Origin of the sequence: Rhodococcus sp. WAY2 (assembly GCF_009859915.1) — a bacterium.
Taxonomy (GTDB): domain Bacteria; phylum Actinomycetota; class Actinomycetes; order Mycobacteriales; family Mycobacteriaceae; genus Rhodococcus_F; species Rhodococcus_F oxybenzonivorans.
In genome coordinates this window covers 612,141-627,451 of record NZ_CP046572.1, presented here as the reverse complement: position 1 = coordinate 627,451, position 15,311 = coordinate 612,141, and the positions used below count along the sequence as shown (strand labels likewise).

The following is a 15,311-nucleotide window of genomic DNA, read 5'->3' as shown; positions in this document are numbered from 1 at the left end:
GACAATGCGTTACAGGTAACTTCTTGAACACTTGACAAACCGAACGTGACCCGCGCTGAAGTTACGCGCGGGTACAAAAAATCGACGTTATGCTCCAGTTCCCGGGCATCGGGTCCTGCAGAGTGGCAGGACCCGATGATCGCATTCGGGGCACCTCTGGAGGGGACAAGTGGGTTGTGCAGGGGTGCGTGTGTTCGCGAAGGCGGCACCCAGTCCACGGCGGATATGGCCTTGGCCATCGAAACACTCTGCGGATCAATGAGTTTTACGGAAACGGAGCGCTAACTGATGTTCAAGCGAATAGCGATTGTCAATCGCGGCGAGGCTGCGGTCCGCCTGATTCGAGCCGTGCGTGAACTGAATGCCGAGCACAACTACGGCATCACGACAGTTGCACTGCACACCGAGGCGGAGCGCCGCGCGATGTTCGTGCGCCAGGCCGACGAAGGTGTGTGCTTGCGCACAGTCAAGAGCGGAACGGCCTACCTCGACCACGCCGAGCTGGCCCGCGCCCTGCGCGAGAGCAAGGCCGACGCCGTGTGGGTGGGCTGGGGCTTCGTGGCCGAGGATCCCGCTTTCGTCGAGGTGTGCGAACAGCTGGGTATCACCTTCATCGGTCCGCCCGCTGAAGCGATGCGTCTGCTCGGTGACAAGGTGGAGGCCAAGCTCCTCGCGGAGAAGGTCGACGTTCCGGTCGCACCGTGGAGTGGCGGACCCGTCGCCACCCGCGCCGACGCACGTCGCCACGCCCAGGCGATCGGCTACCCGCTCATCATCAAAGCCCGCAGTGGTGGCGGTGGCCGCGGCATCCGCAAGGTGTGGTCCGAGGACGAACTCGAACTCGCGCTCGAGCGCACCCAGGGTGAGGCCCAGCGGTCGTTCGGCGACCCCGTCGTCTTCATCGAACGGCTGGTCACCGATGCGCGCCACGTCGAGGTACAGGTCATTGCCGACAACTTCGGCAACGTCTGGGCTCCTGGTGTGCGTGACTGCTCCATCCAGCGCAAGAACCAGAAGGTCATCGAGGAGTCCAGCTCGCCGCTCCTCACCGCAGAGCAGTCGAATCACCTCCGCACCGTGTCGAGCGAACTCGTGCGTGCAGCCGGATACCGCGGCGCAGGCACTGTGGAGTACCTCTACCAGCCGGAGCAGAAGACCTTCACCTTCCTCGAGGTGAACACCCGGTTGCAGGTGGAGCACCCCATCACCGAGGCCACCACGGGAATCGACCTGGTGAAGTTGCAGATCCTCGTGGCCAGCGGCGAACCCCTCGTGGGTGACTGCCCGCCCGAGTTCGGCCACGCCGTCGAAGCCCGACTCAACGCCGAAGACGCCGCCAACGGATTCGCACCCGCCCCCGGCGCGGTGCAACTGCTCAAGTTCCCGCTCGGCAGCGGCCTGCGCGTCGACACCGGCATCGCGCAGGGCGACGTCATCCCACCCGACTACGACTCCATGGTCGCCAAGGTCATCGCCTGGGGCCGCGACCGCTCCGAGGCACTGGCCCGGCTGCGCACGGCGCTGCGGGAGACCACGGTCGTGCTGCGCGGCGGCACCACCACCAAGTCCTTCCTGCTCGATCTGCTCGACCGCGAAGAGGTCATCACGGCGTCCGCCGACACCGGCTGGCTGGACCGCACCGACGCGGGCACGTCCAACGTGCCGTCCCGCACCGCTGATGTCGCGCTGATCGCCGCCGCCATCGACGTCTACGACGCCGAGGAGAAGCTCGAGCGTCAGGCATTCCTCTCGTCTGCCCGCGGTGGGCGGCCCCGCGCCGGCCACGCCATCGGCCGCAAGGTCGAGCTCAGCTACCAGGGTCAGGCATACGGACTCACCGTCACTCAGGTCGGCGCCCACCGCTACCGCGTCGACGGGGACGCCCCCGAGACCGAGGTCGAGGTGGACCGGCTCAGCGAGTTCGAGAGCCGCCTGGTGATCGGCGACCGCCGCCACCACGTCGTCTCCGTCGCGGGACGCGCCCAGTACCTCGTCGAGGTCGACGGCATCAGCCACCAGATCAGCCAGGACGAGGCCGGCGTCGTGCGCGCCCCCGCCCCGGCGGTCGTGGTCGCGGTGCCGGTGTCCGTCGGTGACGAGGTCGAGGTCGGCGCCACCTTGGTCGTCCTCGAGAGCATGAAGATGGAAACCGCGGTCCGCGCGCCCGTCGCCGGCCGTGTCCGGGAAGTGCTGGCCATGGTCAACTCGCAGGTGGACGCCGGAACGGCGCTGCTGCGGGTGGAGGAAAGCTCCGACGAGTCCACGGCGCAGCAGTCGCCCCGCGTCGAATTCGATCTCGGCGCCCCGGCACCCCACGGTGACGCACGCCTCGATGCCCTTGCGCAGATCGATGCGCTCGGCGCGTTGCTCACCGGGTACGACGTCAGCGCGAAGCGGGCCGGCGTGCTGCTCGCCCAGTACGAGAAGCTGCGGGCACAGATCGCCGGCGATCCCGACCTCGTGCAGGCCGAGCTGGCGCTGCTCACCACGTTCGCCGACATCTGCGAGATCGGCCGTAACCGTCCGACGGTGGCCGAGGAAGACGGTGACGAGCGGGTGCACAGCCCGCGCGAGCATTTCCACACCTATCTCCACACCCTGGACGTCGAGCTCGAGGGGCTTCCGGAGTCCTTCCAGACCCGGTTGTCGCGCGCTCTGCGCCACTACGACGTCACCGATCTCGAGCGCACCGCCGAGCTCGAGGAAGCGGTCTACCGCCTCTTCCTCGCGCAGCAGCGGATGGACAATCAGGTTCCCGTCATCGCCGCACTGCTCGACCGCTGGCTCAACGACGGCAACGCACCCGGCCGCGCCCCGAGCGGACTCGGTGAGGTGCTGGACCGGTTGATCGTCGCCACCCAGGTCCGCTACCCGGTGATCGGCAACGTCGCCCGCAACGTCCGCTTCCGCTTCTTCGACGAGCCGCAGATCCGCAAGGCCCGCGAACAGGTGTACGACGGTGTCCGCGGCAGCCTCGAGTACCTCGCCGAGCATCCCGGAGCCGACGACTACCAGGAACGTCTCGAAGCACTCGTCGCCACCCCGCAGTCGCTGACCGAGCTGCTCGGACAGCGCATCGCCCGCAAGAGCGCCACCGTGGGCCCGCTGCTCGAGGTGGTCACCCGCCGCTACTACGACATCCGCACGCTCGAAGACGTCGCAGCGTTCGATCGTGGCGGACGGCACTTCGTCACCGGCAACTTCGACCTGCTCGGGGAGCGTCTGCACCTCGTGTCGGCCGTCGCCGACTACGCCGAACTGCCCGGTGCGCTCACCGAAATCGGTGACGTCGCCTCGGAGACCCCCGACAATCTCGTCCTCGACCTGTACCTGTCGTGGTCCGAGCCGCCGGCTGATCCCGACACGATGTCGGAGGACCTGCGCAAGACGCTGGCGACGCTGCCCCTGATCGCCTCCTGCCGCCGTGTCACGGTGTCCGTCTTCGGTGGCGTCGGCATCGACGTCCGCAAGTTCACCTACCGGCCGGACGCGGGTGTGCTCGCGGAAGAGACACTGATCCGGGACATGCACCCGCTCACCGGTCAGCGTTTCGATCTGTGGCGCCTGAAGAACTTCGAAGGCACCCGCCTGCCCGCGGCGGCGGACACGTTCCTGTTCCACCTGGTGTCGCCCGAGAACCCCACCGACGAGCGCCTCATCGCACTCGCCGAAATCCGCGACATCACCCCCGTCCGCAACGAGGACGGCCAGGTGATCGGCGTTCCCGCTGCCGAGCGCGTGCTCCAGTCCTGCCTCGACGGCATCCGGCGAGCTCAGGCGGCCCGTGGCAGCAAGCGCAAGCTCGACGCCAACCGCGTCGTGCTGTACGTGTGGCCGAAGATCGACGCTCCGGTGGAAGACCTGCAGGAATTCGCGCGGGTCGCGGCCCCACTCACCGCGGGCGCCGGACTCGAGGAGATCACCGTGATCGCCCGGCTCCAGGGCCCGGCCGGAACGGAGTCGCAGGAGAAGGCACTGCGATTCTCCTACCGCACCGGCAGCGGCGTCGTCGTCAAGGTCACCGATCCGCCGACCGAGCCGCTGCAGCCGCTCGACGCGTACACCCAGAAGGTCCGCAGTTCCCGCGCCCGCGGCACCGTCTACCCGTACGAGCTGATTCCCCTGCTCACCGGTCGCGACGGAACCTTCGTCGAGCACGACCTGGACGAGTCGGGCCGACTGGTTCCGGTGGACCGTCCGTACGGACAGAACCGCGCGGGCCTCATCGTCGGTCTGGTCACCGCCCGCACCGAACGGCACCCTGAGGGCATGACCCGGGTCGCGCTCTTCGGCGATCCGACCAAGGCGCTGGGCACCGTCGCCGAAGCCGAGTGCGCGCGTCTCGTGGCGGGCGTCGACCTGGCCGAGGAGCTGGGTGTGCCGGTCGAGTGGTTCGCGTTGTCGTCCGGGGCGACGATCTCCATGGACAGCGGCACCGAGAACATGGACTGGGTGTCCCGCGGCTTGCGTCGCATCATCACGTTCACGCAGAACGGTGGCGAGGTCAACGTGATCGTGGCCGGTATCAACGTCGGCGCGCAGCCCTACTGGAACGCCGAAGCCACGATGCTGATGCACACCAAGGGCATCCTCGTGATGACGCCCGACAGCGCCATGGTGCTCACCGGTAAGAACTCGCTCGACTACTCGGGTGGTGTCTCGGCCGAGGACAACTTCGGTATCGGTGGCTACGACCGCGTCATGGGACCCAATGGCGAGGCGCAGTACTGGGCTCCCAACCTGCCCGCGGCCTGCCAGATCCTGTTCGCCCACTACGACCATGCGTATGTGGTTGCCGGGGAACGGTTCCCGCGTCGGGCCCACACCGCCGACCCCATCGGCCGCGACGTGCGCACCTTCCCGCACGTCCACCCGTCGAGCGACTTCACCACGGTCGGTGACATCTTCTCGGCAGAGACGAACCCGGAACGCAAGAAGCCGTTCGACATTCGCACCGTGATGCGGGCGCTCGTCGACCAGGACCACCAGGTGCTGGAGCGGTGGGCCGACATGGCGGACGCGGACACGTCCGTCGTCATGGATGCGCACCTGGGCGGTTACCCGGTGAGTGTCATCGGCATCGAGTCGCGGGCCATCGCTCGTAAGGGATGGTCGCCGGCCAACGGCCCCGACCAGTGGACCGCCGGAACGTTGTTCCCGCAGTCGTCGAAGAAGACGGCGCGGGCAATCAACGCCGCCAGCGGAAGCCGTCCCCTCGTCGTGCTGGCCAACCTGTCCGGCTTCGACGGGTCCCCCGACTCGCTGCGGCACATCCAGCTCGAGTACGGCGCCGAAATCGGCCGCGCCATCGTCAATTTCGACGGCCCGATCGTGTTCTGCGTCATCTCCCGCTACCACGGCGGCGCGTTCGTCGTGTTCTCCGGGGCGCTCAACGACAACATGGAAGTTCTCGCGGTCGAGGGTTCCTTCGCGTCGGTGCTCGGTGGCGCGCCCGCCGCGGCCGTGGTGTTCACACGCGAGGTCAACTCGCGGGTGGCCGCCGACCCGACGATCCGGGAACTCGAGGCCAACCTGGCCGGCGCCCAGACCGACGCCCAGCAGGCTCACCTGCGCGTCGAGCTGGCCGCCCAGCAGGCTGCGGTCCGCAACGAGAAGCTCGGTGAAGTCGCCGCCGAGTTCGAGGCCGTGCACAACATCCAGCGCGCGCAGCAGGTCGGCTCCGTCGACGCGGTCATCCCCGCCGTCGAACTCCGCCCCTACATCATCGGTGCCGTCGAGCGCGGTATGCGACGAGCGGTGGAATCAGCGAGCTAGAACGACGCGACACGGCCGCGGCACCTTCGGGTGTCGCGGCCGTTTCGTGTACTGGGCCATACCCATTTCACCTGTTTCGGATGACGCGGGCGGTGCCGGAAGCTGCGATAGTCGGCGCAGACTTCCTTCGACTGTGTGAAATGGAGCGCTGCAATGGACTCGTTCTGGGACTTCCTCTGGGTAATCATCACCACGTTCGCCTTCGTGGCCTACCTGATCCTGCTGTTCTCCATCATCACCGACCTGTTCCGCGACCATAAGTCGTCGGGCTGGGTCAAGGCCATCTGGATCATCTTCCTGTTCATCGTCCCCTTCCTGACCGCGCTGGTGTACCTGATCGTCAGGAGCGACGGCATGGCTCAGCGGTCGATGGCCGCGGCTCAGCAGGTCAAACAGGCCCAGGACAGCTACATTCGCGAGGTCGCGGGCAAGTCGTCGGCGGAGCAGATCGCGGACGCGAAAGGCCTGCTCGATGCCGGAACCATCAATCAACAGGAGTACGAGACGTTGAAGGCGAAGGCGTTGGGCTGACCACTGGCCCACTTCCCGAGGGGACCCGCTTTCGGGCGGGTCCCTGTGCCGTGTCAGTCCGTGAGCTCCGCCGCGACGTCCCGGAACGCCTGAAGCACCGATGCGACGGCAGGAATGGCATCGGCCGCCGGGCGACGAGCCAGTTCGTACATGCGCGCCGCCCGGACACCGGCGAGGGGCAACCGGACCACCGACGGGTGGGTCACGGCATGGCGGGCCAGCAGCGCGACGCCGTGCCCGCCGGCCACAAGTTCCTCGATGACCCGGAAATCGTTGATACGCATCACCACCCGCGGCTGCACTCCGGTTGCCGCGGCCACCGACAGCAGAACGTCATCGACGGGGAATCCGCCGCGCACGCTGATCCAGCTCTCGTCGGCCAACTGTTCCGGTCGCACCGACTTCTGCCCCGCGAAGCGATGCCCGGGCGGCAGGATCAGATCGATCGGCTCACGCATGAGCGGTTCGGCGGTCACCCGCGGTGACGACGTGTCGGCGGCACGCTCGTCCCGGTGAGTGAGAACCACGTCGTAGTCGGCAAGCAGCGTCGGCACTGCCGACGAGGGCAGATCCTCGTCCCGCGGCTGCACGTCCACGCCGCTTCCGGCGAGGACGTCGAGCAGCCGGGGCAGCAGCAACGCGGCGCCGGAGGGAAACAGCGCCACCCGGACGCGGCCTCGCGGCGACCCTCGGTAGGCGTCCATCTCCGCTGCTGCCCTGTCCAGGGCGGCCAGGACGTCGTCGGCCCGCACCACGAGGGCCTGTCCGGCGTCGGTGAGCCGCAGGCGCCGGCCGTCGGGTTCGAGCAGGGTCACGCCTGCTTCCCGCCCCAGGATCTTCAATTGCTGCGATACGGCGGACGGGGTCATCGACAATGCCGCGGCAGTGGCGGCCACCGTCCCTCGGTCCGCCAGCTCACGCAGGACTCGCAGGCGGGTCGCATCCATGAAGTAAAACTACATGGACAATGCACTATAAAGTGCTTGTCCTGATGGTTTGGCAGGCTCACGATGGAGCACATGACCACCCGCGATCGGCTCCTCGGACTTACCGTCGTCGTGTTGTGGGGTCTGAACTTTCTCGCCATTCGCGCCGGTCTCGATCACTTCCCGCCGTTCTTCTTCGCGGCAGTGCGCTTTCTTCTCATCGCGATCCCGGTGGTCTTGTTCGTTCCGCGGCCGCAGGTCCCCATCACGTGGCTGCTGCTCTACGGCACCGGCTTCGGAGTCGGGCAGTTCACGTTCCTGTTCTGGGCCATGCACCTCGACATGCCCACCGGGCTGGCGTCACTGGTCTTGCAGTCGTCGGCGCCGTTCACCGTCGTACTGGGCGCAATCCTGCTCCGCGAGCGACTTCGGCCGGTGCAGGTGGGCGGGCTCCTCGTGGCGATGTCGGGGATGGTGCTCATCGGCTGGGACCGGTCCCAGCACGCCGCCCTCCTCCCCGTGGTTCTGACGTTGCTCGCCGGCCTGTCGTGGGCGCTGGGCAACCTCGGAAACCGGAAGGCGGCCTCCGGCCAGCCGATGCGGCTGATGCTGTGGATGTGCGTCATTCCCCCGCTGCCCATGCTCGCACTCTCGTTCGCGGTCGAAGGACCCTCGTCCGGCTGGAACGCGCTGACGTCTTCGCTTCACGGCAACGGCCCGCTGGCGCTCGCCGGACTCGCCTACATCGTGATCCTCGGCACCATCGTCGGCTCCGGCCTCTGGACGGCTCTGCTCAGCCGCTATCCGGCGGGCACCGTCGCGCCGTTGTCCCTCCTCGTTCCCGTTGTCGGCATCGGGGCAGCGTGGCTGGTACTGCACGAAGAACCGAGCGTCGTGTCGCTGATCGGTGGAGCGGTGGTCATCGCCGGTGCGGCAGCCACCCAGGTGAGCGGCAAGGCACGCCAGGACCCATCTCCGCACGTCCGTCCACCGGCGCGAGTCGGCGTCTGACCGGACCCTGTGCAAAACTCGCGGAGTGAGTACTGGAACTGGGATCACGACACGCGGCAAGGTCGCCCTCCGGGCAGCAGCGGCCGCCTCCTGGGCATCGCAGAAGGCGGGACGCGGCAAGGGCTCGATGATCGGCGGATTGATCGCCCTGAAGATCGACCCCACGCTGATGGAACAGCTCGGTCGTAGCCGCCGCACTGCGGTGATCACCGGCACCAACGGCAAGTCGACCACCACCCGGATGACGGCTGCCGCGCTCTCCACCCTCGGCGAGGTGGCCAGCCAGGCCGACGGCGCCAACATGGACGCCGGGATCGTCGCGGCCCTGAGCAACCGGGTGCACGCACCCCTCGCCGCACTCGAGGTCGACGAACTGCACGTCCCTCATGTCAGTGACGCGGTCGATCCCGAGGTCCTGGTGTTCCTCAATCTGAGCCGCGACCAGCTCGATCGCGTCGGCGAGATCAACATGATCGAGCGCAAACTCCGCGCCTGCGTCGCCGCGCATCCCGAGGCCACCGTCATCGCCAACTGCGACGACGTTCTCGTCACGTCGGTGGCCTACGACGCGAAGAACGTCGTCTGGGTGGCCGCGGGCGGCGGCTGGGCCAGCGACGCCGCCAGCTGTCCGCGCACCGGTGAGCCGATCGTCTGGGAAGGACCGCACTGGCGCAGTACCGGTTCCGACTTCGCGCGCCCCACCCCCGACTGGTGGCTGGACGAGGAGAACCTCTACGGGCCGGAGGGCCTGAAGATTCCCATGACGCTGGCATTACCCGGCCGCGCGAACCGAGGCAACGCGGCCCAGGCAGTGGCCGCCGCAGTCGCAATGGGCGCGAAAGCGGAGGACGCGGTCGCCGCCGCAGCCACCGTGCAAGAAGTGGCCGGCCGCTACAGCACCGTCGAAGTCGGGCCCCATTCGGTCCACATGCTGCTCGCCAAGAACCCGGCCGGCTGGCAAGAGGCGCTGTCGATGATCGACCCCACCGTCGACGGACTGGTGATCGCGGTCAACGGTCAGGTGCCCGACGGTGAAGACCTCTCGTGGTTGTGGGACGTGCGTTTCGAGCACTTCGAAGGCGTCAAGGTGGTGGCCGCCGGCGAACGCGGTACCGACCTCGCCGTGCGCCTCACCTACGCGGGCGTCGACCACACCCTCGAACCGAATCCCCTGCGCGCCATCGCTTCCTGCCCGCCGGGACGTGTCGAGGTGCTCGCCAACTACACCGCATTCCGCGACCTGAACAACGCCATCGCGAAGGAGGCGCGCAATGTCTGACTCCACGGTGCGCATCGGACTGGTACTCCCCGACGTCATGGGCACCTACGGCGACGGCGGCAATGCTCTCATCCTGCGGCAGCGACTGCGCATGCGCGGATACGACGCCGAGATCGTCGACATCACCCTGAACGACCCGGTCCCCGAATCGCTCGACGCCTACACCCTCGGCGGCGCCGAGGACTCGGCCCAGCGGCTCGCGACCCGCCACCTCACCAAATATCCCGGACTCCAGAAGGCCGCCGAACGCGGTGCCCCCGTGCTCGCGATCTGCGCCGCCATCCAGGTACTGGGCAACTGGTACGAGACGTCGAGCGGTGAACGCGTCGACGGTGTGTCGATGCTCGACGTCACCACCTCTCCGCAGGCCACCCGGTCCATCGGCGAGGTGATCACCAAGCCCCACCTCGACGGCCTGACTCTGCCGCTCACAGGATTCGAAAATCACCGCGGCGGAACGACTCTCGGCGCCGACGCGCGCGGCCTCGCCCGCGTGACCCACGGCGTCGGCAACGGGGTCGGCGATGGACAAGAGGGCGTCGTCCAAGGTTCCGTGATCGGCACGTACATGCACGGACCGGCGCTGGCCCGCAATCCCGAACTCGCCGACCTCATCTTGAAGCGAGCCCTCGGAGTCGACGAACTCCCCACCCTCGACCTCCCCGAAGTCGAACAGCTGCGCCGGGAACGCCTGCGCGTGTAGTCCAGCGGGAGTAGTCCCATGCTGCGCCGATCGAACCCTCTGCCCCGGGACGGGTCCGAGGGCGGTTCCCTGTGCCGACAATGCCGTCCCTTCGCCATTCCGCACTGCGACGATCCCGCCGATCTACGGCGCGCTCGGGCGCGCTCGGGCGGCAGAAATCACACACAGCCTCTCCACAGGCTGGGGATAACCGTCCGTGATGTCACTTGATGCAACCGCAGGGTTGCAGAAGTCGGGTGTGCGTGCAACCATTGAGTTGCAGAAGCCGCGCGAAGGAAGGTAATCGACATGGATTCGACGAGCATCACCCGAAGCGTTGTGATCAGCGCCCCGCGATCGACAGTCTGGGCTGCCATCACCGACGCCGACAAGGTCGCCCAATGGTTCGGACAGCAGGCCGAGATCGACCTCGCCGTGGGCGGCAGAGCAGAGTTCACCTGGGACGGGCACGGAACGTCCCGTGCGATCGTGACCGAGGTCGACGAGCCGAACAGCTTCGGTTTCCGCTGGGCGGCCGACAGGGACACCGATCCCGTAGAAGGCAATTCGACACTGGTCCGGTTCACCCTCACCGAGCACGAGTCGGGAACCGAGCTGACGGTGACCGAGACTGGATTCGACACCCTCGACCGCGACGCGGACGCACGGAACCAGCAGCGCGAAGGCAACATCCAGGGTTGGCACGCCGAACTCGACGAACTGGTCGCCTACCTGCATGGCGTGAAGGCATGACCGTGGGCACCTATACCGAACTCGCTTCGGTGTTCGCGGCCCTGTCCGACGAAACCCGCTGGGAGATCCTGACCGAGCTCGGACGGGCAGATCATTCCGCGTCGTCCCTCGCCACCCGACTGCCGGTGTCGAGACAGGCGATCGCCAAGCATCTCACCGCCCTGCAGGCGTGTGGGTTGGTCGAATCGGTGAAGGTGGGTCGGGAGGTTCGCTATCGGGCGCTCGGCGCCGAACTCGGCAAGACGGCCCGGACGTTGGAGCGAATCGGTGCCGAGTGGGACCGACGGCTGGCAGCTATCAAGAACATCGCAGAATCGATGTAAGGACCCCAGACAGGGGTTCGGCCGGGAATGCTTCTGCATTCTCGGCCGGATCTCTGCTTCACGAGTTTTCTCTGCTCACAGGTACATTTCCTCGATCCGCACTACTTACGATACCCCTGAGTGATCTACGTCACAAGAGGTTCCATCACATTTTTTGCGACCGGTCATGACCCGGCAACGCGAGCGAGACGGCGAACACCAAGACGGCCAACACCGCACACACCCCGTACGCCAGCGAGAACGACCCTGAAGTGGCGGACCCGCCCACCACGCCAGCCGCGAGAATCGACGCGACCACTGCGCTGCACATGGTGGTGCCCATCGTCCGCAGCAAGACGTTCACACCATTGGCCGCGGCCATCTGAGTCGCGGGCGCGGCGCGCACGATCAGCATCGGCAGTGTGCTGTAGACCAGTGCCGTGCCGATGGCCGCGACACCCAACGCCGTGATCACCAACCACAACTCCTTACCCGGCACAGCATGCAGCGAGTAACCGGCGACGAGACACACGGCGCCGGCGAGGATCGTCACCTTCGACCCGAACCGCGCGGTCACACTCGCCCCGACCTGGGCGAAGACGATCATCGACAGACTGGTCGGCAGCTGGCACACCGCAGCCTGCAGGATCGTCAGTCCGTATCCGGCTCCACTCCGCGGCGCCTGTAGCAACTGTGTCGTGATGAGCGCGTTGCCATAGAAGGCGAACCCGACGAGAAGTGCGGTTCCGTGCGGCAGGAGAACCGACCGGCGCGCAGAGACTCGCAGGTCTATCAGCGGATTCCGGTTACGCAACTGCTGGTAGCCCCACAACGCGAACAGAAACACCGAAGACGCGAACATGCCCAGCACCGCGAGACTCGACCAGCCCCACGAACTGCCCTGTGTGATCGGTACCAGCAAGCTGACCAGTGCGGCCGTCAGCCCGACCGCGCCGACCCCGTCGAAGCGTCCGCCGGAGCGCACCGTCGATTCGCGGATGAACAACGCCGCCGCCGTGGTGACGGCCAACCCGATCGCTGCGATCACCCAGAAGAGAACGTGCCAATGGGAGTATTCGGCGATGGCAGCCGCGAACGGCAAGCCCAGGGCCGTGCCGATGCCGAGGGTCGAACTCATCATCGCGATTGCGCGGTGCACCTTCGCCGGCGGCAGTTCGTCGCGGAGGATCGAAATACCGATCGGGATAACCGCGCCGCCGACGCCCTGCAGTCCGCGCGCGAAGATCAGCAGACCGATTTCGGAGGTCACCGCGCACAGCACTGCGCCCAGCGTCATGATGACGAACGCCACCATCAGCATTCGCTTCTTTCCATACATGTCCGCGAGGCGCCCGAAAATGGGAGTGACCACCGCGCCGACGAGCAGCGTCGCCGTGATCAGCCAGGACACCGACGTCGTCCCGGCGCCGGTGAACGCCGGCATGCTGGGGAGCAGCGGCACCATCACCGTCTGCAGTACAGCTTGAAACACCCCGGCGAAGGCAAGAATGGGGAGAAGGAACCTCGATCCAACCGGGAGTGGAGGGGACTGCGGCTCGGCCGCAGTGCGTGCCGACGACGCCCGCGGCAAGGAAGACAGTGGCCGTGGCAACGAAATCGTCACGCGTCACCCCCGTACAGTTGGTAAATGGCTGTTCACCACTTTAGGTGAACAGTCATTTACCACGCAAGCTGAACTCTCAGGGGTCGAGCAGCTGCTGCACCAGGGGGGCGTAGTGCGCCACCACCTCCTCCGGCGAACCGGAGGCATACTCCTGCATCATCTTGCGGCGCATAACCGCGAGACCGGTCAACATCGACATCACCAGTTCCGCGCGCAGCCGCGCATCCGGACCGGTCAAGCGTGTCGCCAGCGCATCGATCATCTGCGACGAGTAGTTGGCGCGCAGCTTGCGGCCCCTCTCCTCGCTGGCCCCGCTCATGAACAGAATGTTCAACGACAGCGGTTTGTACGATTCCATCGGACGCGCGAACATCGACACCATTCGCTCGCCCAGCCCATGCAGTGGGCCATTGAATATCATGTCGGCGGCCCCCCGGAAATCGACGAGGGTGTCGAACAACTGCTCTTTGGACCCGAAGTATTTGATGATGAGCGGGGCGCTGACCCCCGCATCGTCGGCAATGTCCTTGAGTGTAATCTCCCGATAGGGCCTGGTGGCGAATGCCCGCCCCGCCGCATCGACGATGAGCGACCTCGACTGCTCGGCTGTGCGTTTCGCAGGTGCGGTCGCAGCGCGTTCGGGCATCGCGGTCGGCTCGGACGTCACAGTGTGCGTCTTCCGGACAACGCTCGGCCCAGGGTCAGTTCGTCGGCGAACTCGAGGTCGCCGCCCATCGGCAGCCCCGATGCGAGCCGGCTGACCGTCAGCCCCGGAAAGTCCCGAAGCATGCGCACCAAATACGTGGCGGTGGCCTCACCCTCGGTGTTGGGATCGGTGGCGATGATGACCTCGGAGACGTCGACCCCGTCCTCCTGATTCGCGATGCGCCCCAGCAACTCTCGAATACGGAGCTGGTCGGGGCCGATACCCGACAGCGGGTCGAGGGCACCCCCGAGCACGTGATAGCGACCCTTGAACTCACGGGTCCGCTCCACCGCCTGCACGTCCTTCGGTTCCTCCACCACACAGATCACCGTGCGGTCCCGGCGGGGGTCGGCGCAGATCCGGCAGTACTCCTTGTCGGAAACGGTGCCGCACACCACGCAGAACTGAACGCCGTCACGGACCCGCTCCAAGGCGTTCTCGAGCCGCTGAATCTCGGAAGGTTCGACGCTGAGCAGGTGAAACGCGATGCGTTGGGCACTCTTCGGCCCGACACCGGGCAGCTTGCCGAGTTCGTCGATCAGGTCCTGGACCGGCCCCTCGTACACGCCGGACCTCTAGAAGCCGGGAAGACCGGGCAGGCCTCCACCCAATCCACCTGCCAGCGGACCGAGCTTCTCCGCCGCGATCTGCTGCGCCTTGTTCGACGCGTCCTCGATGGCGCCGATCACCAGGTCCTGCAACGTTTCGACGTCGTCGGGATCGACGACCTTGGGGTCGATCCTCAGACCGACTACTTCACCCGTGCCTTTGACGGTCGCAGTGACGAGTCCACCACCGGCCTGCCCGGTGACCTCGGCTTCGGCCATCTCCTGTTGCGCGGCCATCAGCTGCTGCTGCATCTGCTGTGCCTGCGCCAGAAGCTGCGACATGTCGGGCTGTCCACCTGGTTGCACTGACGTGGTCCTTTCTGCGGTTACCCTGCCAGCGTAGACGGTCGCCATCGGCGTGGCGCCACGCCGACGAACCAGACAGCGCGCACGGCGGCCTCATCCCCCTGCCCGGCAGGCGCCGGGCAGGAAGGGACGGTCAGGCGAGTTCACGCTCCAGGTTGGCGAGTACCGTTGCCTGGATCTTCTTCAGGCCCAGCGGGGCGAAGGTCTTCTCGAAGAAGCCGCCGATGCCGCCCGCACCCTTCCATTGCGTGGTGGTCGTGACGGTCGAGCCGGACCCGCTCGGTGCGACCACCCAGGTGGTGACGAGCGAGGAATTGGCATCCGTCTCCGTGATCGTGTCGCCTGCCACGGTGACGGTCGCCTTGATGTCACGCGACCGCTTCTCGGTGGCCTTCAACGTCCACTGCGCCACGGTGCCGGTGCCCTGCCCGCCTTCGAGAACGCGGTAGTCCCGGTAGTGCTCCGACAGGATGCGGGGACGCACCGTCTCGTAGTCCGACAAGGCCGCAAGCACCTTTTCCGGCGTGGCTGCGACGGTAATCGAACTGCTCGCGCTGACCTGGCCCACTGTTTGACTCCTCTAGTACGGTTCGTACGGCATCTTCCCTCACCATCCTGCCTCTCGAATGCGGACATCGGTGACGGCGCAGCAATCGATTGTGAGCTAGGTCACCGGATCGCTGTCACGACCCGCGCGTTGGTGAGACATTTGTGTGAATCTTCGGCCCGCCGCGGCGATATGCGTGGCTTCAATCCCCGGAGAGGGATAGCGTCAGGGTGTGGCTGCCTCTTCGGTTGAACTACTGAA

General features: G+C 66.7%; 13 protein-coding genes. 7 read left to right on the top strand and 6 right to left on the bottom strand.

All coding sequences use genetic code 11. The features are described 5' to 3' along the window. Positions 1–288: 288 nt before the first annotated feature. Together GFS60_RS03010 and GFS60_RS03005 are read left to right on the top strand one after the other, a co-directional pair. Positions 289–5,775 carry an ATP-binding protein gene (locus GFS60_RS03010; protein WP_159918927.1) on the top strand — a complete coding sequence of 1,829 codons (5,487 nt, stop codon included), beginning with the start codon at positions 289–291 and terminating at the stop codon, positions 5,773–5,775. A 153-nt stretch (positions 5,776–5,928) separates the two neighbouring features. Next, on the top strand, positions 5,929–6,306 hold the full coding sequence (locus GFS60_RS03005; protein WP_159918926.1) for an SHOCT domain-containing protein: 378 nt from the start codon (positions 5,929–5,931) through the stop codon (positions 6,304–6,306). A gap of 53 nt (positions 6,307–6,359) precedes the next feature. On the opposite strand, the gene GFS60_RS03000 is transcribed toward GFS60_RS03005, so the two are convergent. After that, complete coding sequence (locus tag GFS60_RS03000; RefSeq protein ID WP_159918925.1) at positions 6,360–7,253, bottom strand: LysR family transcriptional regulator; 894 nt, start codon at positions 7,251–7,253, stop codon at positions 6,360–6,362. A 72-nt stretch (positions 7,254–7,325) separates the two neighbouring features. On the opposite strand from GFS60_RS03000, the gene GFS60_RS02995 reads away from it, so the two are divergent. The 5 genes from GFS60_RS02995 (at position 7,326) to GFS60_RS02975 (ending at position 11,280) form a co-directional block, all read left to right on the top strand. Further along, a complete protein-coding gene (locus GFS60_RS02995) occupies positions 7,326–8,243 on the top strand; it encodes an EamA family transporter (RefSeq protein WP_159918924.1) in 918 nt (305 codons plus the stop codon). A 25-nt stretch (positions 8,244–8,268) separates the two neighbouring features. Continuing rightward, a complete protein-coding gene (locus GFS60_RS02990; RefSeq protein WP_109326273.1) occupies positions 8,269–9,522 on the top strand; it encodes a Mur ligase family protein in 1,254 nt (417 codons plus the stop codon). After that, on the top strand, positions 9,515–10,225 hold the full coding sequence (locus GFS60_RS02985; RefSeq protein ID WP_159918923.1) for a type 1 glutamine amidotransferase: 711 nt from the start codon (positions 9,515–9,517) through the stop codon (positions 10,223–10,225). The genes GFS60_RS02990 and GFS60_RS02985 overlap by 8 nt, the downstream gene beginning before the upstream one ends. A 288-nt stretch (positions 10,226–10,513) precedes the next feature. After that, on the top strand, positions 10,514–10,957 hold the full coding sequence (locus GFS60_RS02980; RefSeq protein WP_159918922.1) for an SRPBCC family protein: 444 nt from the start codon (positions 10,514–10,516) through the stop codon (positions 10,955–10,957). Then, positions 10,954–11,280 (top strand): ArsR/SmtB family transcription factor, encoded by a 327-nt coding sequence (locus tag GFS60_RS02975; protein WP_159918921.1) that lies wholly within the window; start codon positions 10,954–10,956, stop codon positions 11,278–11,280. The genes GFS60_RS02980 and GFS60_RS02975 overlap by 4 nt, the downstream gene beginning before the upstream one ends. A 145-nt stretch (positions 11,281–11,425) precedes the next feature. On the opposite strand, the gene GFS60_RS02970 is transcribed toward GFS60_RS02975, so the two are convergent. The 5 genes from GFS60_RS02970 to GFS60_RS02950 form a co-directional block, all read right to left on the bottom strand. Next, positions 11,426–12,859: an MFS transporter gene (locus tag GFS60_RS02970; protein ID WP_442972193.1), complete on the bottom strand. Its 1,434-nt coding sequence runs from the start codon at positions 12,857–12,859 to the stop codon at positions 11,426–11,428. 100 nt (positions 12,860–12,959) lie between these two features. Further along, positions 12,960–13,529 carry a TetR/AcrR family transcriptional regulator gene (locus tag GFS60_RS02965; RefSeq protein ID WP_159926821.1) on the bottom strand — a complete coding sequence of 190 codons (570 nt, stop codon included), beginning with the start codon at positions 13,527–13,529 and terminating at the stop codon, positions 12,960–12,962. Positions 13,530–13,546: 17 nt separating this feature from the next. Then, complete coding sequence (recR, locus tag GFS60_RS02960; protein WP_109326261.1) at positions 13,547–14,155, bottom strand: recombination mediator RecR; 609 nt, start codon at positions 14,153–14,155, stop codon at positions 13,547–13,549. A 9-nt stretch (positions 14,156–14,164) separates the two neighbouring features. Beyond that, a complete protein-coding gene (locus GFS60_RS02955; protein WP_159918920.1) occupies positions 14,165–14,503 on the bottom strand; it encodes a YbaB/EbfC family nucleoid-associated protein in 339 nt (112 codons plus the stop codon). A 133-nt stretch (positions 14,504–14,636) separates the two neighbouring features. Next, on the bottom strand, positions 14,637–15,071 hold the full coding sequence (locus GFS60_RS02950) for an SRPBCC family protein (RefSeq protein ID WP_159918919.1): 435 nt from the start codon (positions 15,069–15,071) through the stop codon (positions 14,637–14,639). Positions 15,072–15,311: the final 240 nt, after the last annotated feature.